A 22,915-nucleotide genomic window follows, 5' to 3' on the forward strand; every position below is an offset into this window, starting at 1 on the left:
GCGTGCCAAGCTTGGTTTCATGCAGCCTTCCGCACCGCCCTTCGACGAGCGTCTCACCGCACCCCGTTCGTGGTGGTTCATCGCTTTCGGGATCGGCGTCGCCTGTGCCCTGATGCTCCTGCCGCTCGGCGTCCTGCCCATGCTCGGCGGCCTGGCGGGCGGAACGGCGGCGGCGGCCGTGGCCGTGAGCTCGTACGGCTCCGCGCGCATCCGGGTCGTGGCGGGGGCTCTCGTCGCGGGCGACGCGCGGATCCCGCTCTCGGCCCTCGGCGACGCCGAGGTGCTGGACGGGGAGGAGGCGCGCGCCTGGCGCTCGTACAAGGCGGACGCCCGCGCGTTCATGGTGCTGCGCAGCTACATCCCCACGGCGGTGCGGGTGCCGGTCACGGATCCGGCCGACCCGACGCCGTACGTCTATCTGTCGACCCGGGAGCCGCAGGCCCTGGTGGCGGCCCTCGCGGCCGTGCCCGCCTAGCGACCCGGGCCCTCCAGGCCCTTGGGCAGTTCCTCGGCGGGTACCGCGGGCTGCTCCAGCGGCGGAAGCTGCGGGAGCCGGTCCCAGTCGACGCGGTGGCGCCGCAGGTCGTTCCTGACCCGGTCGGCCAGCTTTCTGGTGTCCCGGCGGTTCATCATCGCGCCGACCGCGGCGCCGATCATGAACGGGAGCAGATTCGGCAGGTCGCGCGCCATGCGCTTCATGATCTGCTGGCGCAGCTCGCGCTTCATCTGCCCGCCGAGCGCGGCGTTGAGCGTGGTGGGGCGCGATACGTCGATGCCGCGCTCCTCCGTCCAGGACGTCAGATACGCGGTGCTGCGCTGCCCGACATTGCCCGGCGGACGGCGTCCGTAGACCTCGTGGAGCTCGGCGACGAGCTTCATCTCGACGGCAGCCACGCCGGTGATCTCGGCGGCGAGCTCGGCCAGCATGGCCGGGGGTACGGGCATCATGGCCGCTGCCCCGATGCCTGCGCCGACGGTCGCGGTGGCGTTGCACGCGCCCGCGACGAGCTTGTCGGCGAGCTCTTCGGGACCGAGCCCCGGGAACTGCCTGCGCAGGGTCGCGAGGTCGCGCACGGGGATGCGGGGAGCAACGTCGATGATCCGGTCGGCCAGTCGGCCGACCACGGCTCCGGCGCTCTCCCCGCCCTTGCGTACGCCTCGTTTCAGTGTGTGCAGGCGGCCTGACCCCGCGGATTCGGTCGGGCCGTCCTGCCCGGGCCCCTGTGACGGGCCCGCTGTCCGGACTGCTTCGAGCGAGGCCGGCCGGCCTCGCCCGTCGTCAGACGCACCGGAGGCCGGCAGGGCGGCCTGACGCTCGGCAGTGGGGCTTGCGCCTTCTGCCGGGCCTGTGCCGCCCTGATGCGCCTCCGACGACTTCTCGCGCCGCAAGCGCCGCTTCCGGAACGGTGTGTCGCCTGCCACGGCCGGCCTGCCTCAGTCGCAGTCGCGGCAGATGGGCTGGCCGTTCTTCTCGCGCGCCAGCTGGCTCCGGTGATGCACGAGGAAGCAGCTCATGCAGGTGAACTCATCGGCCTGCTTGGGCAGGACCCGTACGGCCAGCTCTTCGTTGGACAGGTCTGCGCCGGGCAGCTCCAGTCCTTCTGCCGCGTCGAATTCGTCCACGTCGACGGCGGATGCCGTCTTGTCGCTCCGACGAGCCTTGAGCTCTTCGAGGCTGTCCTGATCGACGTCGTCGTCGGTCTTTCGTGGGGTGTCGTAATCCGTTGCCATGTCGCTCTCCCCCTCATGGGTTGCTGCGGTGTCTCAGCGCACGTAACGCGTGAGAGGCCGGACTTGTGCCCGACCTGAGGCGGAGATTTTGCCTCACATCAAGGTCTGTTACTCAATCGACACCCAACCGGACCTCTCGAGAGCGATCAGCTTGGGTGGCGATGGGGACCGTACACGGTCCGATCGTTGCCGTTCACGGGTGCCACCCCGTGTACTTCCCGTGATATCACCCCCTGAAAACCCGGACGTTTCCCGGCTTTCGGGCAGAGTCGTGATCACGGAGGGTAGAGAGACCGAAAATCGCTCCTGTGATCGATCACACAGGGGCGGAAGGGAAACGGGCCCCGAGAATTCCGCCCAAAGCGAACAGAGCGATCCATTGCGGCTTCACGGGCGAAGCCTCTCAGACCGGCAGGGTGACGCGCATCACGAGACCACCGCCCTCGCGGGGCATCGCGATGATACGGCCTCCGTGCGCCCGCGCGACGGACCGCGCGATCGACAGGCCGAGCCCCACCCCCTTGTCACTGCCTGTGCGTTCCGTACGCAGCCGCCTGAACGGCTCGAAGAGGTTGTCGATCTCGTAGGCGGGCACCACAGGACCTGTGTTCGAGACCACCAGGAGCGCCTGTCCGGTCTGGAGCTCCGTGGTGACCTCCACCCAGCCGCCCTCCGGCACGTTGTAGCGCACGGCGTTCTGTACGAGGTTCAGTGCGATCCGTTCCAGGAGGACGCCGTTGCCCTGCACGACGGCGGGAGCACGCTCTCCGCGCACCTCCACCCCCTTCGCCGCGGCCTCCGCGCGGGCCTGGTCGATGGCGCGGTCGGCCACCTCCGCCAGGTCGACGGGCTTGCGTTCGACGATCTGGTTGTCGCTGCGGGCGAGCAGCAGCAGGCCTTCGACCAGCTGCTCGCTGCGCTCGTTGGTCGCCAGGAGCGTCTTGCCGAGCTGCTGGAGCTCCGGTGGGGCATCGGGATCGGAGAGGTGGACCTCCAGCAGCGTGCGGTTGATCGCGAGCGGTGTGCGCAGCTCGTGCGAGGCGTTCCCCACGAACCGCTGCTGGGCAGTGAAGGCCCGCTCCAGACGGTCCAGCATCTCGTCGAAGGTGTCGGCGAGCTCCTTCAGCTCGTCGTCCGGGCCGTCCAGCTCGATCCGGCGGGACAGGTCCGTGCCGGCCACCCGGCGGGCGGTGCGGTTGATCCGGCCCAGCGGGGACAGGACGCGGCCGGCCATGGCGTAGCCGAAGGCGAAGGCGATGATGCTGAGGCCCACGAGGGCCAGCAGCGCCCTGTTCAGAAGGCTGTCGAGGGCGTGCTGCCGCTGGGCGGCGGTGCAGTCCTTGATCGCCTCGTTGAGCTGGCCGTTGTTCTGCGCGGCGCCGAGCTGCGGACACGTGTCGCTGGAGATCCGGACGTTCGTCCCGGAGACCTGGAAGACGAGGCCGCCCGCGTCGTTGAGGGCCTGCGCGGCCAGCATGTAGATGATCGAGAGCAGCAGGATGCCCGCGATCAGGAACATGCCGCCGTACAGCAGCGTGAGCCGTATCCGGATGGTCGGACGCAGCCACGGGTAGGTGGCCTCCTGCTGTTTGGGCTCCCAGGTGGGCTTCGGGGGCACGGTCACCGGCCCCGGGGAGGCTGCCATCACGTCCTCAGATCCGGTAGCCGGAGCCGGGGACGGTGACGATGACGGGCGGCTCCCCGAGCTTCCGGCGCAGGGTCATGACCGTCACCCGCACGACGTTGGTGAACGGGTCGGTGTTCTCGTCCCAGGCCTTCTCCAGCAGCTGTTCGGCCGAGACGACCGCGCCCTCGCTGCGCATCAGGACCTCCAGCACGGCGAATTCCTTCGGAGCGAGCTGGATCTCCTGCTCGTTCCGGAAGACCTCGCGCCGGTTGGGGTCCAGCTTGATGCCGGCCCGCTCCAGCACGGGCGGCAGGGCGACCGTGGTGCGGCGCCCCAGGGCCCGTACCCGTGCGGTCAGCTCGCTGAACGCGAAGGGCTTGGGCAGATAGTCGTCCGCACCGAGCTCCAGGCCCTCGACCCGGTCGCTGACGTCCCCGGACGCGGTGAGCATGAGCACCCGGGTGGGCATGCCGAGCTCGACGATCTTCCGGCAGACGTCGTCGCCGTGTACCAGCGGGAGGTCCCGGTCCAGCACGACGACGTCGTAGTCGTTGACCCCGACGCGCTCCAGGGCCGCCGCTCCGTCGTAGACGACGTCGACGGCCATGGCCTCCCGGCGCAGTCCGGTGGCCACCGCATCGGCGAGCAGCTGCTCGTCCTCGACGACGAGTACGCGCACGGCGCAGTCCTTCCCTAGATCTCCGTAAACACGGCGAGCGGCCCTGTTGCGGCCGCTCGCTGCACGTCAGCGGCACCGACTGTGCGCGTCCATCCTGCCCGTAACGCGCATAAACCGGCGGTAAGACGACGCGGGCGGGACCGTGCCCCAGGGAAATCATCGGATTCCCGGGCCAGTTGAGGTTTCTCCCGTACCCGGTCAGGGGAGGACGAATTCACACCCGCGATCACGCCATGCCTGTGGCGTACCACAGCCCGCTCTGTTCCCAGAGGGTCTGCGTGATCACCCGTCCCTCCGGTCACCGCCGGGGGAATCCGGGCACACCCCCGTGCCACCGACCCACGATGAGGGGCGCTTCATGGACGCTTTCACCGCAGGTCTGCTGCAACGAATCAAGACCACCGAATCCGATCTCACGAGGGCGCGTGAGACGGGCGACGACTTCCTCGCGGACGTCGAGCAGGGAGAGCTGGACGACCTGCGCCGCCTCGCCGCCGAGCACGGCGTCGAAATCAGCGCCACAAGCGTCTGAGCCGCCACGAGAGGGCCCCGGGTGCCGATGACGGCATCCGGGGCCCTCTTCGTCTGTCCGCGCCCCTCGGTCCCCGCCAGGGGTGCGGGGTGCGGGTCAGTCGTGCCAGGCTCCGAGCTCTTCCAGAAGCACCTGCAGCGGCTCGAAGACCCCCGGCGTCGCGGCGACCGTCAGATCCCGGTCCGCGGGCAGCCCTGGGCGGCCCCCGGTGAGCGCGCCGGCCTCCCGGGCGATGAGGTCACCGGCGGCCAGGTCCCACGGGTGGAGTCCCCGTTCGTAGTAACCGTCGAGCCGCCCCGCCGCGACGTCGCAGAGGTCGACCGCGGCCGATCCGCCCCGCCGGATGTCACGCAGTCGCGGGATCAGCCGCTGCGCGACGGCCGCCTGGTGGGTGCGCACCTCGGTGACGTAGTTGAAGCCCGTCGACACCAGGGCCTCGCCGAGCGGCGGTGCGGGGCGGCAGTGCAGTGCCTCGCCGTTCCCGAACGCTCCGCCGCCGAGCACCGCGTGGAACGTCTCACGGCGCATCGGGGCCTCGACCACGCCGACCACCCGCTCGCCGTCACGCTCGGCGGCGATGGAGACGGCCCAGGTCGGCAGCCCGTAGAGGTAGTTCACCGTGCCGTCGAGCGGATCGATGACCCATCGGATCCCGCTGGAGCCCTCGGAGCTGGCACCCTCCTCCCCGAGGAAGCCGTCGGCGGGCCGGCGCTCGGCGAGGAAGCCCGTGATCAGCTTCTCCGCCCTGATGTCCATCTCGGTGACGACGTCGATGGGGCTGGACTTCGTCGCGTGCACCCCCAGGTCGGCGGGGCGGCCGTCGCGCAGCAGGGCTCCGGCCCGGCGGGCCGCCTCCAGGGCGAGGTCGAGCAGTTCGGACAGGACGGGGTCGGTCACGGCGCTCCAGGGTGAGGGTTCGCGGGCTGACGTACCAGGGACTAGGCGTACGGGCTGTCGGCGCCCGCGGCGGCCGGCTTGACGTTCCTGGCCGGGCAGCAGCCCACCGGGCACAGGTCGTGGGAGGGGCCGAGCTCTCCCAGGGCGCACCGCTGCGCAGGGCGGCCCTGTTCGGCGGCGGCGCGTTCGAGGAGGAGCTCGCGCACGGCCGCGGCGAAGCGGGGGTCCGCTCCGACCGTCGCGGAACGGCGTACCGGCAGACCCAGTTCGGCGGCCTTCGCGGTGGCCTCCGTGTCGAGGTCGTAGAGGACCTCCATGTGGTCCGAGACGAAGCCGATGGGGGCCATGACCACCGCCGGGACGCCGTCGCCGTGGACGGCCTCCAGGTGGTCGCAGATGTCGGGCTCCAGCCACGGGATGTGCGGGGCGCCGCTGCGCGACTGGTAGACGAGCCGCCACGGGTGGGCGATGCCGGTCTCCTCGCGCACGGCTTCGACGATCAGCCGGGCGACGTCGAGGTGCTCGGCCACGTAGGAGCCGCCCTCGCCGTGCGTCTCTTCGGGACCCGAGGTGTCGGCCGCCGAGGTGGGGATGGAGTGCGTGGTGAACGCGAGGTGCGCGCCCTCCCGGGCACCGTCGGGGAGGTCGGCCAGCGAGGCCAGCACCCCGTCCACCATGGGCCGTACGAAGCCGGGGTGGTTGAAGTAGTGCCGCAGCTTGTCCACGTGCGGGACCGGCAGCCCCTCGGCCTCCAGGGCGGCCAGCGACTCCGCGAGGTTCTCGCGGTACTGGCGGCAGCCCGAGTACGAGGCGTAGGCGCTGGTGGCGAGGACCGCGATCCGGCGGTGCCCGTCCGTGATCATCTCGCGGAGGGTGTCGGTGAGGTACGGAGCCCAGTTCCGGTTGCCCCAGTACACCGGCAGATCGAGGCCGTGGTCCACGAAGTCCTCGCGCAGCGCGTCGAGCAGGGCCCGGTTCTGCGCGTTGATGGGGCTGACCCCGCCGAAGAGGAAGTAGTGCTTGCCGACCTCCTTCAGCCGTTCTTCGGGGATGCCACGGCCGCGCGTCACGTTCGCCAGGAACGGGACCACGTCGTCCGGGCCTTCGGGACCGCCGAAGGAGAGCAGCAGCAGGGCGTCGTAAGGAGCGGGATCGCGCAGATCGGACATGTACCCGATCCTGCCACTCGCCTCCCACGGTCCGGCGACCGACATCGGCAACCGGGGCGCGGGCCGTCCCTGCGATCCTGGCTCGCGGGTGCCGTCCCCGGTCCGGTGCGTCTCAGGGTGGAGCGGTCCCCACGGTGACTGGTGGGGGTCCGCGCGACGGCCGCCGTGAGTATGATCCCCCTCCAAATGGCCGGGAGCCTGCCGTTCCTGGCCGTGGCGCTCTTTTGCCGCGGGTCTGGTCGTCGCACCGGGGACGGTGACCACCATGGCCCTCGTCGAGCAGCACGTACCGCGCGCCCAGCTGACCGAGGGCATGACCCGGACCCGTACCGGAATCGCGGTCGGAGCGGCGCTCGGCTCCTCCGCGGCCGGCCAGGTGTCCGGCGGTCCGGGGGCCGGGGCGTGGTGCGCGGTGCCCGTCGCGGCGGGAGCGCTCGCGGCTGCGGTGGCGTTCCCGGGATGTCGCCGGCTCACCGAGCCGGTTCCTACGGGAGGGCACGGGGAAGATGGCCGAGACCTACGCACGCACGACGGACACGTGGCGCAACTGGGCGGGCAACGTCACCGCCCGGCCGGTACGGACCGTGTCCCCCGCCTCCGTCGCCGAGCTCGCCGAGGTGCTCCGCAGGGCGTCCGAGGACGGCCTGCGGGTGAAGCCGGCCGGCACCGGTCATTCGTTCACGGCGACCGCGGCCACCGACGGTGTGCTCATACGCCCGGACCTGCTCACCGGCATCCGGGACGTCGACCGTACGGCGATGACGGTGACGGTCGAGGCCGGCACCCCGCTGAAGCGGCTGAACACCGCACTCGCACGTGAGGGGCTGTCCCTCACCAACATGGGCGACATCATGGAGCAGACGGTCGCGGGGGCCACCGCGACGGGCACCCATGGCACCGGCCGCGACTCGGCGTCGATCTCGGCGCAGATCCGCGCGCTGGAGCTGGTCACCGCCGGCGGCACGGTGCTCCGCTGTTCCCCGGACGAGAACCCCGATGTCTTCGCCGTCGCCCGGACCGGGCTCGGAGCGCTCGGCGTGGTCAGCGCGATCACGTTCGCGGTGGAGCCGGTCTTCCTGCTGACGGCGCGCGAGGAACCGATGACCTTCGACCGGGTCACGACCGACTTCGATCAACTGGTCGCCGAGAACGAGCACTTCGAGTTCTACTGGTTCCCCCACACCGGTAACTGCAACACCAAGCGCAACAACCGCAGCACGGGCCCCGCGGCCCCGCCCGGAAGGATCAGCGGCTGGATCGAGGACGAGCTCCTCTCCAACGGCATCTTCCAGGTCGCCTGTTCGGTCGGCCGGGCCGTCCCCGGGACCGTCCCGACCATGGCCAAGCTCTCCAGCCGCGCCCTGTCGGCCCGTACCTACACCGACGTTCCTTACAAGGTCTTCACCAGTCCCCGGCGGGTCCGCTTCGTCGAGATGGAGTACGCCCTGCCGCGTGAGGCCGCGATCGAGGCACTGCGGGAGGTCAGGACCATGATCGAGCGCTCGCCGCTGCGGGTCGGCTTCCCGGTGGAGGTCCGCACGGCACCCGCGGACGACATCACGCTCTCCACGGCCTCGGGCCGGGAGAGCGCGTACATCGCGGTGCACATGTACCGGGGCACGCCGTACCAGGCGTACTTCACCGCCGTCGAGCGGATCATGACGGGGTACGACGGCCGTCCGCACTGGGGCAAGATCCACACCCGGGACGCCGGCTACCTGGCCGGGGCCTACCCGAGGTTCGGCGAGTTCACCGCCGTACGCGACCGGCTCGACCCGGACCGGCTGTTCGCCAACGACTACCTGCGCCGGGTGCTCGGCGACTGAGCCGGGCGAACGGCCGCTGCGGGACACCGGCCGGTGACCGGACGGTCCGGCCGCCCCGCCCGGTCACCGGCCGGTGTCCGCTCCCGCCGTGACTCCGTCCTGCCGCTGTGCCGGTGCCTCGCCGGTCGGGTCCGGTGCGGCCGGGGCGCTCTCCTCGGGCGCCGTCGGCGTGGTGGTCGGACCGGGCGGCGCGGTGGCCCCGGAGGGCGTGGGCCCGGCCGTCGGCGCACCGCCGGTGCCCGGGTCCGGCGCCGTGCTCGTCCCGGCGCCCGGGTCGGTCCCGGGCGCCGTCCCCGTGCCGCTGCCGGGCGACTGCTCCCGGTCGGCGTCCCGCTCCTGGTCCGTGCCGGGCGTGGGGGTGGGCGTGGGATCCGCCGGTCCCGCGTCCCGCTCGCCGCCCACGACGGAGCCGACGGTCGTCCCCCCGCCGCTGAGGCCGTTGCCGGAGACCAGTTCGTACGTGGTGATGCCGGTCATCGACACGGCGAAGACGGCGGCGGCCGCGAGGGCCGGACGCCTCCAGCCCCGGATACGTGTGCCGTGCGTGCGGGCGTCGGAGTACGCGGCGCCGGACGGGACGGGGCCGAGCCGGTGCGTGCGTTCCGGACCGGGCTCCGGCGACCCGGTCCGCTCCGGAGCCTCCACCAGCGGCTGTGTCCGCTCGGGGTCGGGCTTCAGGAGCCGGGTCCGATCCGTGCCGGACTCCGTCGCACGCAGAACCGTCGTGGCCTGGTCGTCGGGTGGGGTCGCCCCCGCCCGGGAACTCTTCTCCGCGGGGGCCGTCTCCCGCGTGTGCACGGTCACCTGGCGGCCGCCCGGATGCTTCACCTGGACGGTGACTTCGCGGATCTGCTCCCCCGTGCGGCGGAAGAAGTGCTGGAAGACCGAGCCCCCGCAGGTGGCCACCACGCTCATCACGCCCGCGCCGGCGATCGTGCCGTAGACGCCCAGCTGCGAGGCCATCACCGCTGCCGCTACGGCAGCGACGGCGCTGCCCGCGACCTGCGGCAGACTCAGGTCTATGCGCCTTTCCTTGTGTTCCGCATCACTTTGCGGCTTCTGAACCATTATCAGCCCTTGCTCGACAACCACCCCACCGTGCACCAAGAAGGGACATATGAGCGAAGCGAATAGTTCCGTTCCTGGAGATTCTGTGAAGCAGCACACGCATTGAGGGCATATCGCGGACAACTGGGTAATCCAACTCCCGTGCCCGGCGAGAACTTCGGCGGCGCGCCGGTCCACCCCGGTGGCCCGAATGGAGTACTGTGGCGAGCCCTGGGGCCGGACTCCCGCATGGGTATCCGGGCCTTACGGGAGGGGGCCCAAGGCGGCACTCGAACCGGTGACGCGGCATCGCACGGGCGCCTGCGACATGAAGTGACCAGCCAGGTCACTCACCGTCGCGCAGCAGGGGACCGTGCCGGCGTGGCGGTCCAGGGCCAATGCCCGACACGCCGGGTAACTTGGCAAGGTTGTGACAGGCTGAACCCGGGCAGGTCACACTCGACTAGCGGAAGCAGCGACGCACGTGACGTCGGCAGGCACCACCCGGGAGGTTCCCATGCCCGAACTGCGTGTCGTGGCCGTCTCGAACGACGGCACACGACTGGTGCTCAAGGCTGCGGACAGCACGGAGTACACGCTTCCGATCGATGAGCGGCTGCGTGCCGCCGTGCGCAACGACCGCGCCCGGCTCGGCCAGATCGAGATCGAGGTGGAGAGCCACCTCCGCCCCCGCGACATCCAGGCACGGATACGAGCCGGTGCCTCCGCGGAGGAGGTCGCCCAGTTCGCCGGTATCCCGGTGGACCGTGTGCGCCGCTTCGAGGGCCCCGTGCTCGCGGAGCGTGCCTTCATGGCGGAGCGGGCCCGGAAGACTCCCGTGCGCCGCCCCGGCGAGAACACCGGTCCCCAGCTGGGCGAGGCGGTGCACGAGCGGCTCCTGCTACGCGGCGCCGACAGGGAGACCGTCCAGTGGGACTCCTGGCGCCGGGACGACGGCACCTGGGAGGTCCTCCTCGTCTACCGGGTCGCGGGCGAGCCGCACTCGGCGAGCTGGACGTACGACCCTCCGCGCCGCCTGGTCCAGGCCGTGGACGAAGAAGCCCGTTCGCTGATCGGCGAGACCGACGACGACGCCGCTCCGGAGCCGAGCTTCCCGTTCGTGCCCCGGATCGCCCGGCTGCCGCGCGACCGGCCGCTGGACCGCGCGCTCGACCGCCAGATCGAGCGTCCCGTTCCCCCCGCACCGGAGCCGGAGGAGCGCATCGGGGGCGTGTCGGCTCTCGAGCGCGACTCGCTGACCAGTCTCTTGGAGGCGGTGCCGAGCTTCCGTGGCGACATGGTCGTGCCCGAGCGGCCGTCCCAGCCCGAGCCGCCCGCGATCGAGCCCGCGTCCCAGGAGCCGGAAGTCGACGAACCTCCGGCCCCGGCGGCCTCCGCCGGGGCGGGTTCGGCCTACGCGGATGTCCTGATGCCCCGCGCGGTGGCCGGTCATCGCGACCGGCTGACCGGGACGACGGACCGGCAGGCCGAGGCGGACGGTGTCCGTCCGGGGCGCCGGGCGGCCGTGCCCAGCTGGGACGAGATCGTCTTCGGCACACGCCGGAAGAAGCAGGACTGAGGGCCGATCCGGATGCCCGTGGCATGACGAGGGTCCGAACGCCGCTGCGTACGGGCCCTCGCTCCGTCCGGATACGGGTCGCGTTACCCGGGGTCAGACCCGGTGGCGACGGGGCGGGACTCGTCCGAGGACCACTCCGACCAGGAACCCGCGTACAGGGCCGCCCGGAGGCCGGCGATCTCCAGTGCCAGCACCTCGTGGGCGCCCGAGACACCCGAGCCGCAGTAGACACCGATCTCCGTGTCACCCTCGGCACCCAGGGCGGAGAACCGGGAGGCCAGCGCGTCGGCGGGAAGGAAGCGTCCGTCCTCCGTGACGTTCAGGACGGTGGGAGCGGAGACCGCTCCCGGGATGTGGCCGCCCACCCGGTCGATCGGCTCCACGTCGCCCCGGTAACGCTCCGCGGCCCGCGCGTCGAGCAGCAGCCCGGAGCGGGCCAGTGCCGCGGCCCCGTCGGCGTCCAGCAGGGGAAGTGCTCCCGGCACGGGCCGGAAGTCGCCCTCGACGGGCTCCGGGGTCTTCGTGTCGAGCTCACCGGTCCACGCGCCGAGACCGCCGTCCAGCACCCGGACCTCGGGGTGCCCCGTCCAGCGCAGCAGCCACCAGGCGCGGGCCGCGGCCCAGCCCTGCCCGCCGTCGTAGACCACCACCGGAGCGTCCCGGCGGACCCCGGCCCGCCTCATGACGGCTCCGAAGGTCTCCACGTGCGGCAGGGGGTGACGGCCGCCGCTGCCCGCCGGACCGGCGAGCTCCGCGTCGAGGTCGACGAACACCGCGCCGGGGAGATGTCCGGCGTCGTAGTCGGGGCGGCCGTGCGGACCGCCCAGCTGCCAGCGGATGTCCAGGAGCACCGGCGGACGCGGGCCTTCCGACTCGCTCAGGTATTCGGATGCGGTGATGATGGGCTTCATGAGTGCCATCTTCGCGCAGGGGCGGTCCCGTGCGTCACGTTTCCGAAAGGGATGTATCGCACCGAACCCGACTTCCTGACGACCGGACCGCCGCAACGCGGCGCGGCCCGGGTGCCTGGGTTGCCCGGTGGTGCGAGCATCTGCACGGAGCGCACACGCCCGTATCCGTACCGCTGGACGGCCTACCGGCTCCGCTCCCCCGTACGGCCACCCCGATGGCACGAGGAGAGAGAAGAAGATGACGGAGGCTGCCCCCAGGCGCACGCCCGGAGCACCGTGCTGGGTGAGTCTGATCGTGCACGGCCTGGCCGCGACCCAGGACTTCTACGGCCGGCTGTTCGGCTGGGATTTCCGGCCGGGGCCCGAAGAGCTGGGGCCCTACGTCCGTGCCCTGCTGCGCGGGAAGGAAGTCGCGGGCATCGGGCAGCTGCCGCCCGACCGCCACCTTCCGATCGCCTGGACGACCTACCTCGCCACCAAGGACGCGGATGCCACCGCTGAGGCCATCCGCTCCTGCGGCGGCACGGTGGCCGTCGGGCCGATCGACGCCGGCCGTGCGGGCAGGCTCGCGATCGCCTCGGACCCGGGCGGCGCGGTATTCGGTGTCTGGCAGGCGGCCGAGCACCTCGGCACGGCCCTGGCCGGCGTTCCGGGCACCCCGGTCTGGAACGAGCTGGTGACCCGGGAGACCTCGTCGGTCGCCAAGTTCTACCAGGCCGTGTTCGGATTCGAGACGGAGGCGGTCGTCTCGGCGGACTTCGACTACCAGACGCTGCATCTGGGGGGCCGGCCGGTGGCCGCCCTCCACGGTGTGGGGCACGCCCTGCCGCGCGACCGGGGGCCGCACTGGATGACGTACTTCGAGGTGGCCGACACCGACGAGGCCGCCGCGCGCGTGGTGGAGCTCGGCGGACATGTGCTGCAGCCGCCCCAGGACGCGGCGAGCGGACGGCTGGCCACCGTGGCGGACCCGGAGGGTGCGGTGTTCACCCTGGTGCGGTCGGCGGACCGCTGACCCCGGCCAGTCCGGGTGGCGGGATCTCTCGCCCATGCCTGTCCGCATGCTGGTCGATGTCGCCGACCCTGCCGGACGGCTCCCCCTCAGGAGGGTTCACCGGCGCTCGCGAGCACCTCGCCGCCGAACTCGGCCGCCCGCGCAAGGCGCTCGGCTGGGTCACCCCGGCCGAGCGCCTGCGTGAACCGCTCGTGGCCTGACCAACAGACCACGTCTCGCACACCGCGGAAAGCGGCGGCCGGTCGGGGCTCCGCAACGGCCGCGCTACTGGGGGCGTCAGCCCCGTGCCTGGAACGTCACCTCACTCACGCCCCAGAGGAACTCGCCGCCCAGCGGGTTTTCCGGCCATTCGGCACGGAAGTTCCGGACAAGGAACTCCACCATCCCGCAGTCGTAGCGGCTCCACAGCGACTCGTTGCGCTGATAGACCACGACCGGCCACTTGGCGGGATCGTCGTCCGACGCGTCCCAGCACAACATGTCCGCGGTGGCGTCGACCCCCCAGGTGATCAGCACCGGAGAAGTGCCCTCCAGTTCGGGTGTCTTCTCCTCCGTCTCCCAGTCGGCCTCGGCGTTCGCCGTCTCGATCACCATGCCGTCCCGCGGTGCCTGTTCCAGCGGCACCTTGGGCTCCGGGCTGCCGATCGACAGGTAGTTCTGCACCGCGCCGGCGCCGTAGACCTCCATGTAGCGCCGGAAGTCGAGCGGGAAGGGCTTGCCCCACGACGCGGCGAGAGCGGCCCAGTCGACCGTCGTGCCCCCGTCCGTCGGCGGCGGCATCAGCCGTCGCAGGGCGTCCAGATCGGTCGACTCACTCATCGGTACCTCGCTCTGTGTCCATTCGGTCCTCGTCGGTCCGGGTCATGGGGTGCTCCCTGTGGGTGCCGCCGCGCCGTTGTGCATCTGTGAGCCGAGATTGTCTCCCGTGCTCAGTTCGTTCGGTATGAACACCTTGAAGTCGATCCCGGCAGAGCCGTCGGGATTGACGCCGTACGCCGATATGTCGTACCCGGTCGGCACCGTCCTGCTGCCGTCGTAGCGGGGCGACACGGTGTACATGACGTCCTGGCCGGCCATCACGGCCGTGTAGACCTTGCTCTCGTACGTTCTCATGTGCTCGTCGCCCTGCGTGGAGCCGATCTGCTTGGCGTTGGCGCCGCGGGCACACGGGGAGAGGTTCGCCAGGACGCCCTTGCCCGCCAGCTTGTTGCCGATGAGGTGACAGGCGTTGACGTTCTTCTGCGCGTCCAGGCCCTTTCCCGTGGCGAAGCCCTGAGCCCACTGGTATCCGGGCGGGTTCGAACCCACGGGCGTGCCCTTGTTCTTCTTCAGGTACTCCTTCGTCAGACAGGCCTCACCCGTCGTGGCCCGGCTGCCGTTGTCCGCGTCCCGCGCGCCGTACTTGATCCAGCCGTCACCGCAACCGGACCGGTCGTCGTCGCTGTCGGGCTCCGGCTGAGGCCGCGGGACGGGCCGCGGGGCAGGTGTGGGCTCGGCGGCGGCGTCGTCCCGCGCACGGGAACGCTCGTCGATCCGGTCCCGGACCTCGCTGACGACGTAGTCGACGGCCGCGGCCACGGCGATGATCGCGACCGTGACCACGACCGCGGCGACGAAGACCGCGGCGACCACGGGGATGGCGAGGGCGAACCAGTGACCGTCGACCTCCACGTTGCTGATCGGGTTGCCGCCGGTGAAGGCGTAGCGGTTGCCGGTGAAGGGGTCACTGCCCAGACTCATGTCGGCCAGGGCCCCGTTGAACATGTCCCGGCTGGTGAAGCGGTTCAGCCCCGGGTCGTAGTCGCGGAAGCCCATGTCGTACGTGCCGGATCCGGCGTCCCACCGCTTGGCGTTGTAGCGGTAGGAGTTGTACTCCTCCTTGGCCGGATCGGCGGCGTCCGGCTTGTCGATGCCGGTGAACTCCGACGAGTCGTCGTTGCCGTAGGCCGTGTAGCCGTAGGTGGCCTTGGTGTTGCCGGTCCCGTCGGTCAGGGTCTCGACGTCCGTGTGGCTGTTGTAGCCGTAGTACGCGTCCTCGGTCGTCCCGTTCTCGTTGTGCTTGACCTGCGACAGGCGCTGGCCCCACGGGCTGTACTGGTAGGACTTGGTGAGCTTGCCGGCCACCTCCTCGGTCAGTACCTCCTGGGAGAGGCCGAGGTAGCGGTAGTCGGTGGTCTTGCCGTCAGCGGTTTTGGACGAGGTGCGGTCGAGCGGGTCGAACGTGTACTTCGTCGACTTCATCGTGCCGTCCGCGTCCCGCTGCTGAGACTCGGTGACGTGGTCGAAGCCGTCGTAGATGCTGCGCGAGACGACCTGTCCGTCGTGGGACGTCGACTCCTGACGGCCCAGCGGGTCGTAGGTGAAGGAGGTGACGGACCCGGCGGTGGTCGACGTCTGCAGCCGGTTGCGGTCGTAGCGGAAGTCCGTGGGCGTGCCGCCCACGGTCTGCTGGACGACGTTGGCGTTGTCGTCGTGGACGAACGTCTCCGTGGCGGCGCCGTTGCCGGTCTTCACCGACTTGGAGATCCGGTCGACCGGGTCGTAGGTGTACTCGGTGGTGGACTCCAGGTACGCCGAGTGGTTGTCGGCGTTCATCTTCTTCGCCGTGTCCTTCGCCTTGTTGCCGTTGGCGTCGTAGACGTAGGCGTGCGAGGCGACGAGCGTGCCGTCGGCCCTCTTCTCCGCGGTGGTGTTCACCGTGCCGTCGAGGAAGTACGTGTGGTCGACGGTGTTGCCGTTGTCCTTGGTCTCCCGCAGCGTCTCCCCGCGGTCGGTGTAGGCGTAGGAGGTGACCTTGGGGTCGGTGTCCGTGGGCGAGGTGCCCACCGAGACCGACTTGACCTTCTCCCTCAGGTCGTAGGTGAACTTCGAGTACTGGTCGGGGTGAGTGATCGTCTCGGGCTGGTCGTTGGGGTCGTAGGTGTAGGACGTGTTCGTCTTCTCCTGGCCGGCCAGGGTCTCGGTGATCCGGGACACCCGGTTCAGGCCGGTGTAGGAGATCGTGTACTTGTCGACTTCGGCGCCGGGCGACAGGTCGTCGATCAGCGAGAGGTTGTCGTTGAGGTCGTAGGCGTAGCGGAAGTGGTGCTTCTCCGCGTCGATGTCGCCGGTCAGGTCGCGCACCAGCTTGACCCCGTCGGCCACGACCTTGCCGTCGGCGGCCTGGAACAGCTCCAGCTCCGCCGCGTCGCCCTGGGTGAACTCGTACGTGCCGAGGCTGACCCAGGTGCCCGCCGCGGCGGTCTGGTCGACCGTCCGGTCGGTGCTCCCGCCGGTGTGGGTGACCTTGTACTTGGCGGTCTTGCTGGCACCCGCGACCTGCGGGAACTTCACGTAGGCGGTGTACCTGCCGTTCTTGGGGATGCTCAGCGTCCAGGAGTACGCGTCCGTCCCGTTGCCGGCCGCGTGCACACGGTGATCGAAACCCTGCTGCCCGCTGAGGCTCGCCGTGGTCCAGGTGCCGGTGGAACCGGTGTGTTGGATGTCGGAGTTGTCGACGAGGGGCACCGCCGTGCCCACCGGCACGCCGTCGTCGGTCTTCTCCTTCAGCTTGCCGTTCGGGTGGTAGCTCCAGCCCATGGTGCGGCTGACGGAGTCGCCGGCGGAACTCAGCGTCCTGGAGGTCTGCAGCCCCAGGTCGTTGTACTCGTAGCTGGTCCGGATGTCCCACGGGTCGGTGGAGCTCCTGGTCCACCCGTTGTCGTAGTAGGTGAACTCGGTGTCGTTGCGGACCGTCTGGCCTTCCGAGGGCGGCAGCGAGCTCCGGGTGACGCGGCCGGCCGCGTCGTAGAACGTCTGCGTGTACACGTTCGGGTCGTTGTAGCGGGTGTCCGACGGGTTGTACGGCAGGTACTGCTTGACCGGCCGGTTCAGCGCGTCGTACTCGGTGCGCTGGGTGAAGTCGTCGGCGTTCGCGGTCTCCGTGCCGCGCGGGGTGATCACCCGGGTGGCGTTGCCCACCTGGTCGTACTCGTAGCGGGTCGTCCGGTACGTGGTGACGCCGCCGGTGCTCGAGTGCGGAACCTTGACCTCGGCCTTGCGACCCCGCTCGTCGTAGCTGGAAAGGGTGGTGTTGCCGTCGGGGTCCGTGTCGACGACGACCAGCGCGTCCTTGTCGTAGGCGCGGCGCGTCTCATTGCCCAGCGGGTCGGTGACCGAAGTGACCCGGTGCTCCAGGTCGTAGGTCATCTTCGACGAGAAGTCGTCGGGGTCCGCCGTCCGGTTCTTCCTCGGGTCGACGACCTTGACGTTGTTGCCCACCGAGTCGTACGAGTACGTGATCCTCTCGCCGGCTGCGTTGACCACCGAGGCGAGCTGGTAGATCTCGTCGTAGTTCTGGGTGGTGGTGTAGTCGTCCGGGACGGCGGGCGTGTCGACGCCCTTCGGCTCGGTGGTCGTCCTCAGGTGACCGGTCTTGTCGTAGGTGTAGGCGGTCCGGCGCAGGGGCGCGGTCGGCGAGTCCTGCGGCGAGGTGGCCTCGGTGATCTGGTCGGCCGCGTCGTAGACCGCCGTGGAGACCGCTCCCGTGGGCGAGATCGCCTTGGTGACGTTGTCGTTGGCGTCGTAGTCGGGTGCCGGAACGGTCACCAGGTCGCTCTCGGCCTGGTCCCTCGGTACCGTCCTGACCAACGGCCGGCCGTACGTGTCGTACGTCTGCGTGGTGTGTTTGCCCAGCGGGTCGGTGGCCTCGGTGACCTTGCCGCGCTCGTCGTACTCGTAGGTCGAGCTGTTGTTCAGCGCGTCCGTGATCTTCGCCGGGGAACCGGTCGGGGCGAACTCGCTGTTCACCGTGGAGTGGCCATTGGCGTCGGTGGACTTGGTGAGCTGACCGTGGGCGTCGTACTCGTACCGGGTCGTGTAGTCGTCCTCGGCGGGCGTCGAGACGCCCTTCGGGTCGGTGACCGACTTCAGGTTGCCGAAGCCGTCGTAGCCGAACTGCCAGGCGCGGCCCTGCGGCGACGTCTTGCGGACCAGGTCGGAGGAGTAGCCGTCCATCCGCTTGGCGTACTCGAACTTCTGGGCGTCGGCCGGGTACGTGCCGGGCGCGCAGTCGCTCTGCGGCGGGGCCCCGCCGGTGTTGTGCTCCGCGGTGCGCTTCCACTGCGGGTAGCCGGTGAGCGCGTCGTAGCAGTACGCGGTGACGGCCCCGTTGTTCTCCTCCATGTGGGTGACGTTGTTGTCCGCGTCCCACGCCAGCTCGGTCTGCTGCGACTTGGCGTTGACGGACCGCACCGGACGCCCGAAGTCGTCGGTGACGTACGTGGTGTTGTGCCCCTCGGCGTCGGTGACCACCGTGGACGTGAAGCGGGTGTTGGCCGTGTCCGAGGCGTAGGTGAACTCGGTGGGGCCGCCGATGCGGTCGGTGAGGGTCTGCGTCCACCAGTGGTACTTCGGGTCTTCGCCCTCGTTCGGGTAGTGGTAGTCGAGGCCGGTCGCGTTGCCGCGCGGGTCGGTGATCTCGACCAGTTTGACGTTCTTGTTGCCCTGCTCGGCGTCGTACGTGAAGCCGAAGACCTTTGGCTGGGACGAGCCCGCGCCGTCGGTCAGCTTGGTCAGCAGTCCCTTGTCGGAGTACTCGAAGGCCAGCTTGCGGCCCGAGACGTCGGTCATCGACCTGAGGTGGTCGATGATCTTCGGGCTGCTGGTGTCCGACTTGGTGTAGTAGGCAGCGGTGAGCGTCTCCCGCCCGGTCGGGTCGGTGATGTACCTGAGGAACTTCGTCGGCTTGTTGTTGGACTTGCGTTCCTCGTACGTGAACGTCTGGGTGTTGCCGTTCTTGTCGACGACGGACGTCTGGTAGCCGTCACAGCCGAACAGGAACCGGGTTCCGTCCGGGCGCGTGAGAGTCCAGGCGTCCGGTACGGGGTCCTTCGCCGGCGTGCAGTCCAGTCCCGGTTTGGCCGAGAGCCGGAAGTGGACGCCGGCCGGTGCCTTCCACGTGCCGTCGTCCCGCAGCCGGAAGGTGTGGGTGGTCCCGTCCCCATCGGGCAGCCGGACCTCCCGCGGGTTCGGGTCCGGGTGGAAGTCCAGCGGGGCGCCGAGCCGGATCGGCCCCGCGGCCTGCACGGACCAGCCGTGACCGGCGACGGTGTCCGAGGTGTCCTGGGTGTTGTAGGCAAAGCGGGCGAAGGTGTTCAGGCCGCGGCCCGGGTTGCTGAGAGCGTTGTACTGCCAGACGCTGTTCCCGGCGGCAGTGTTGTTCATCAGCGACGAACCCGCGCCGGTGTTCGTGCCGTTGTACGAGTAGTACTTCTCCAGGCCGAGCTGGTCCGAGGTCGGGTCCTCGACGGTCACGTTCTGCCGGAGTCCGGGTATGCCACCCGCGCCGGACAGCCAGGTGCCCGCCACCGTGTCCTGGACGTCCCAGGTGAGGACGTACTCGGTGCGCTTGTTGCCCGAGCCGGAGTTGATGGGGGCGCGGAGACCGGCCCGCAGGGTGACCGAGTTACCGGGCAGCAGGTCGGCGGGCAGGGCCGTCCGGATCTGGTTGCCGCCGGTGGTGACGTCGGTGCCGTCCGGGAGCGCCCACCGGTAGCTCAGGACGTGGGTGCCCGCCTTCCAGACGGACGTGGTGGTGTTGGTGAGGGTGAACTCGACGGTGTGGTCGGTGTTCGGGGTGATCCGTGCCGGGGTCTGCGGCGCGTAGTACGTCGATTCCGTGGTGGAGTCGATGTAGGTGACCACGATCCTGGGGTGGAGTCGCGGCTCTGTGCCCTCGGAGGACAGGAACAGGGTCCGCTCCTGTTGGACGGCCTCGTCGGCCATCTTGATGGCCACGCCCTGCTGGGAGGCCGGGGTGGTCACCCAGGACTGGGCGAGGGAGGTGACGTTCCAGTCGTGCCGGGCCGGGTCGTTGGTCTTCGCGCCGGTGTCGGCCGCCACCGGGCCGAAGTCACCGCCTGCGGTGGTCCAGTCCGTGGTCGCGTTCGCCTTGGCCCAGGTCGCAGTGGCCTCGTCGAAGTCACGCGTCAGCGGGCGGAGATCGTAGAGGGCCCCGGTGGTGTCCTGGGCGGTCTGCGTGCTCCACAGCCGGACCTTCGCGTCCAGGACCCGGGCCGTGGCGGGGATGCCGAGGGCCGGGAACTTCAGCAGTGCGCGGGTGTCGCCGTAGGTGGCGGAGTTGTTGCCGACGCTCAGCCAGTTCTTCGGGCCGCCGCCGTCGTCGATCGTGTCGTGCGTGGACGTGGTGCGGGCCGAGGACAGGGTCGTGTCCTGCGAGGCGGTCAGCACCTTCGTGGTGCGGCCGGCCTTCGGCAGCCGCACGAGCTGCGTCGGAGCGGCGACGACCTGGCCGTCCTTCGTCTTGACCGCGACCATGTAGTAGTACGCCCGGCCGAACGGGTCCGGGTCGTCCGCCTTCGTCGGCACCGCCGTGGTGTCCGTGAACGCCGTCACCGTGGAGGCAACGGGCGAGACGAGCGTGGCGGCGGAAGGAGTGAAGGTCTGGTTGATGGAGCGGTGGACCTGGTACTCGACGATGTCGTCGGTGGTGTTGATCGGGTCCTGGTCCTGGTAGGCGGACCAGTTCAGCTCTGCGCCCGTGTCGTGGATCGTGGTGGGGGCCGCGAGATCCACGCCCTGCCTGCCGAAGGTGAGCACCATGCGCGGATAGTTGGCGCTCTCACCGCCGTACCCGAACTCACTGCCCTCGTAGCGCGGACCGCCCTTGGGGCCGTTCGCGGACTCGTCACCGGCCTTGATCACGAAACCGTTGTTCGTGTAGGTGCCGTCGATCCACTGCTGGACCGTCTTGGTGACGGGGAAGGTGTGCCAGGTGTTCAGCTCGCCCGGCTTCTTGGTGACCACGCCGCCCTTGGTGAAGCGAACGGCATCGGCGATGACCGAGGTGCTGGTCGACGCCGGGCCGTCGCCCAGGACGATCTTGCCCAGGGTGCCCGCCTTGAACGGGTGCGAGCCGAGCGTCTTCCACACGCCGGCGGTGCCGGCCTGCTGGTTGACCGTGTACGCCTTCGTCCCGCCGTCGTAGGTGACGGTGTACGGGGCGTTGGTGGCACGGTCCGGGGCCGGGACGTTGTGCGTCTCGACCTGGTACGTGCCGTCCTCCGGGAGGCTCGGCTGCCAGGCGTACGTGTCACCCGCGACCGAGTCCTTGTTGTACAGGTAGTCCTGGTTGACCGCGTACTGCGTGTACGCCGTGTTCCCGGACGCGGGCCAGGCGCCGACGGCGGCCGTCCGCCCGGCGTCGCCGTCGTCCACGACGACCGCGGTGCCCGACAGCTCACCGGTGAACGTGCCGGCACTGTTCCACGTCGCCTGTTCCTCGGTCCACGCCTGCGTGGCGCGGTGCGCCTCCAGCTGGACCTCGGTGTCACCGGTGGTGTGGGTCTGGTCGTAGTACAGCTTCAGGTCGGCCGAGTCCAGCTTGGTGCCGGCCGGGACGCCGGTCAGCGGGAACCGCAGCAGCGCCCGCGAGGAACCGGTGCTGGTGTTGCCGACCGACAGCCGCCAGTTGTCGTCGTAGTTCGTCGCCGGACCGTCCGAGGAGATCATCACGTCCTGCGCCGTCGTCGGCGTCGGCGCGATGGATATCGTCGGATCGATCGTGACCGGGTACTGCCGCTCCGGTGCGGCCAGCCACTTCGCATCGGGCGTGACGGTCAGCTTCCAGCCCTTGCCGGCCCTGGTCAGCTTCTGGGTGACCGTCTTGCTGTACGCGAACCCGTACGGCGACCGGACGTCCTTCTTGGCGTCCGTCATGAACGCCGCGGGGATCACCAGTACCGGATTCGGGGCCTCCCCGTAGAAGGAGACCGAACCGTCCTTGCCCGGCTTCGGCGTCAGCCCGCCGGCGTCCAGCGTGAAGGTGAAGGAGACCGGGCCCGTGGGCTTCCGGTCCAGGAGGATGTTCTCCTTCACCCGGCCGGGACCGACCTGGTACGACAGGTCCGCACCGGCCACGGCGTCCTTGTACGTGACGGTGTCGCCCTTGGCCACGGGGGTGAGCTTGCCCGCGCCCTCAAGGCCCAGAGTCACCGCGTGCCCGTCACCGGACTCGAAGCGGAGCAGCCTGTCGGCGTCCGATCCGAACCAGCTACTGGCAGCGTTGGTCGTGTTGGCGAAGTCGAAGCCCTTGGTGCGGGTCGGGGTGACCGTCGGGTCGATGTCCTTCCACGACTTCCCCGCCCGGTACCCGGTCGGCACCGCCGACACCTCGGCCTGCACCCGGCCGTCGGACAGCTTCCAGTACCGGGCGTTCGCCGTGCGCTTGCCCGTCAGTTCCGCGACGCGCTTCGCCTTCCCGGCCGCCTTGCCCTTCGGCAGCTTCTCCCGGCTCGGCAGCACCGGCGTCCCACCGGTCGACGGCTCCTTCGGCCCGTCCGACTCGTCCTCGTCGTCCGAGAACCAGCCCCCGAGGGTATCGACGATACCCTCGCCGTTATCATTCGAAACCGGTGCCGCATAGGCGACTTGTGGCAGCATGGTCCCGGCGACCGCCGAAACCACGAGGCAGGCTATCGCCCGCCCGTATCTGACTTTCACGCCATTCCCTTCATCGGCGCCCGTCCCGCACCAGGCGAAAAGGGCGCACCGACGCGCCGGCGCGGCGCTCCGTCGCCGGTCACGGTGGACCTGACCTCGACCGGAGCACCTCAAGGCACGCCAGACAGGGCCACCTCCCGCATACGGAAAAATGGCCTCGTCAGAGATGAGCCGATCGTGGCGGGCAGATTCTGATCACGGGAGTTGATGCCCCGTCAACCGTTTACTCAATTAGGGCATTTCGACTACCGGATCAAGGCGATTGGGGGCACCTTGCCGGACTTTTCCGCTGCCTGGCATTCGTTGAATCCGATGGTGTATAACGCAGGCGGAATTCACATCGGGAGAAAGCGCGGCCATGCCGACCACCGAAGAGACGAAAGGACCGGGTGATTCCGAAA

At 70.0% G+C, this 22,915-nt stretch carries 16 protein-coding genes and 1 pseudogene; 7 read left to right on the top strand and 10 right to left on the bottom strand.

All coding sequences use genetic code 11. The features are described from left to right. Positions 1 to 19 precede the first annotated feature (19 nt). Positions 20 to 475 (top strand): DUF3093 domain-containing protein, encoded by a 456-nt coding sequence (locus AB0F38_RS19720; protein WP_361894624.1) that lies wholly within the window; start codon positions 20 to 22, stop codon positions 473 to 475. On the opposite strand, the gene AB0F38_RS19725 is transcribed toward AB0F38_RS19720, so the two are convergent. The 4 genes from AB0F38_RS19725 to AB0F38_RS19740 all read right to left on the bottom strand — a co-directional run bounded on the left by AB0F38_RS19725 (position 472) and on the right by AB0F38_RS19740 (position 4,037). Further along, on the bottom strand, positions 472 to 1,422 hold the full coding sequence (locus AB0F38_RS19725; protein WP_361894627.1) for a hypothetical protein: 951 nt from the start codon (positions 1,420 to 1,422) through the stop codon (positions 472 to 474). The genes AB0F38_RS19720 and AB0F38_RS19725 overlap by 4 nt on opposite strands. Positions 1,423 to 1,434: 12 nt before the next feature. Continuing rightward, a complete protein-coding gene (locus AB0F38_RS19730; protein WP_003965732.1) occupies positions 1,435 to 1,731 on the bottom strand; it encodes a DUF4193 domain-containing protein in 297 nt (98 codons plus the stop codon). Positions 1,732 to 2,134: 403 nt separating this feature from the next. Further along, entirely contained in the window at positions 2,135 to 3,376 is a 1,242-nt protein-coding gene (locus tag AB0F38_RS19735; protein WP_361894630.1) for an ATP-binding protein, read from the bottom strand. 7 nt (positions 3,377 to 3,383) lie between these two features. Further along, positions 3,384 to 4,037, bottom strand: a complete 654-nt coding sequence (locus AB0F38_RS19740; RefSeq protein WP_056790703.1) for a response regulator transcription factor — start codon at positions 4,035 to 4,037, stop codon at positions 3,384 to 3,386. 358 nt (positions 4,038 to 4,395) lie between these two features. Here AB0F38_RS19740 and AB0F38_RS19745 point away from each other — a divergent pair, with 358 nt between their 5' ends. Continuing rightward, complete coding sequence (locus AB0F38_RS19745) at positions 4,396 to 4,569, top strand: hypothetical protein (protein ID WP_361894633.1); 174 nt, start codon at positions 4,396 to 4,398, stop codon at positions 4,567 to 4,569. Between the two features lie 96 nt (positions 4,570 to 4,665). Here AB0F38_RS19745 and AB0F38_RS19750 read toward each other — a convergent pair whose 3' ends face one another. After that, positions 4,666 to 5,466, bottom strand: a complete 801-nt coding sequence (locus tag AB0F38_RS19750; RefSeq protein WP_361894636.1) for an inositol monophosphatase family protein — start codon at positions 5,464 to 5,466, stop codon at positions 4,666 to 4,668. 41 nt (positions 5,467 to 5,507) lie between these two features. Next, positions 5,508 to 6,635 (bottom strand): ferrochelatase, encoded by a 1,128-nt coding sequence (locus AB0F38_RS19755; protein ID WP_361894639.1) that lies wholly within the window; start codon positions 6,633 to 6,635, stop codon positions 5,508 to 5,510. 66 nt (positions 6,636 to 6,701) lie between these two features. Here AB0F38_RS19755 and AB0F38_RS19760 point away from each other — a divergent pair. Continuing rightward, a pseudogene (locus AB0F38_RS19760) lies at positions 6,702 to 7,161 on the top strand (MFS transporter); the annotation flags it as partial. Further along, positions 7,142 to 8,461 (top strand): D-arabinono-1,4-lactone oxidase, encoded by a 1,320-nt coding sequence (locus tag AB0F38_RS19765; protein ID WP_361894642.1) that lies wholly within the window; start codon positions 7,142 to 7,144, stop codon positions 8,459 to 8,461. The pseudogene AB0F38_RS19760 and the gene AB0F38_RS19765, both read left to right, overlap by 20 nt. A gap of 63 nt (positions 8,462 to 8,524) precedes the next feature. On the opposite strand, the gene AB0F38_RS19770 is transcribed toward AB0F38_RS19765, so the two are convergent. Beyond that, entirely contained in the window at positions 8,525 to 9,529 is a 1,005-nt protein-coding gene (locus AB0F38_RS19770; protein WP_361894645.1) for a hypothetical protein, read from the bottom strand. Between the two features lie 496 nt (positions 9,530 to 10,025). Between AB0F38_RS19770 and sepH the strand changes: the two genes are divergently transcribed. Continuing rightward, a complete protein-coding gene (gene sepH, locus AB0F38_RS19775; protein ID WP_361894648.1) occupies positions 10,026 to 11,087 on the top strand; it encodes a septation protein SepH in 1,062 nt (353 codons plus the stop codon). 83 nt (positions 11,088 to 11,170) lie between these two features. Here the strand turns inward: sepH and AB0F38_RS19780 are convergent, their stop codons facing one another. After that, positions 11,171 to 11,998: a sulfurtransferase gene (locus AB0F38_RS19780; RefSeq protein WP_361894651.1), complete on the bottom strand. Its 828-nt coding sequence runs from the start codon at positions 11,996 to 11,998 to the stop codon at positions 11,171 to 11,173. Positions 11,999 to 12,236: 238 nt separating this feature from the next. Here AB0F38_RS19780 and AB0F38_RS19785 point away from each other — a divergent pair, with 238 nt between their 5' ends. Both AB0F38_RS19785 and AB0F38_RS19790 read left to right on the top strand, forming a co-directional pair. Then, positions 12,237 to 13,013 (top strand): VOC family protein, encoded by a 777-nt coding sequence (locus AB0F38_RS19785; RefSeq protein ID WP_361894654.1) that lies wholly within the window; start codon positions 12,237 to 12,239, stop codon positions 13,011 to 13,013. Positions 13,014 to 13,069: 56 nt separating this feature from the next. Further along, entirely contained in the window at positions 13,070 to 13,213 is a 144-nt protein-coding gene (locus AB0F38_RS19790; RefSeq protein WP_361894657.1) for a hypothetical protein, read from the top strand. Positions 13,214 to 13,289: 76 nt separating this feature from the next. Here the strand turns inward: AB0F38_RS19790 and AB0F38_RS19795 are convergent, their stop codons facing one another. Beyond that, a complete protein-coding gene (locus AB0F38_RS19795) occupies positions 13,290 to 13,832 on the bottom strand; it encodes a hypothetical protein (protein WP_361894660.1) in 543 nt (180 codons plus the stop codon). A gap of 42 nt (positions 13,833 to 13,874) precedes the next feature. Then, on the bottom strand, positions 13,875 to 22,514 hold the full coding sequence (locus tag AB0F38_RS19800; RefSeq protein ID WP_361894663.1) for a DNRLRE domain-containing protein: 8,640 nt from the start codon (positions 22,512 to 22,514) through the stop codon (positions 13,875 to 13,877). Positions 22,515 to 22,915: the final 401 nt, after the last annotated feature.

The sequence above is a fragment of the Streptomyces sp. NPDC025273 genome, from assembly GCF_040638585.1.
Taxonomy (GTDB): domain Bacteria; phylum Actinomycetota; class Actinomycetes; order Streptomycetales; family Streptomycetaceae; genus Streptomyces; species Streptomyces cinereorectus.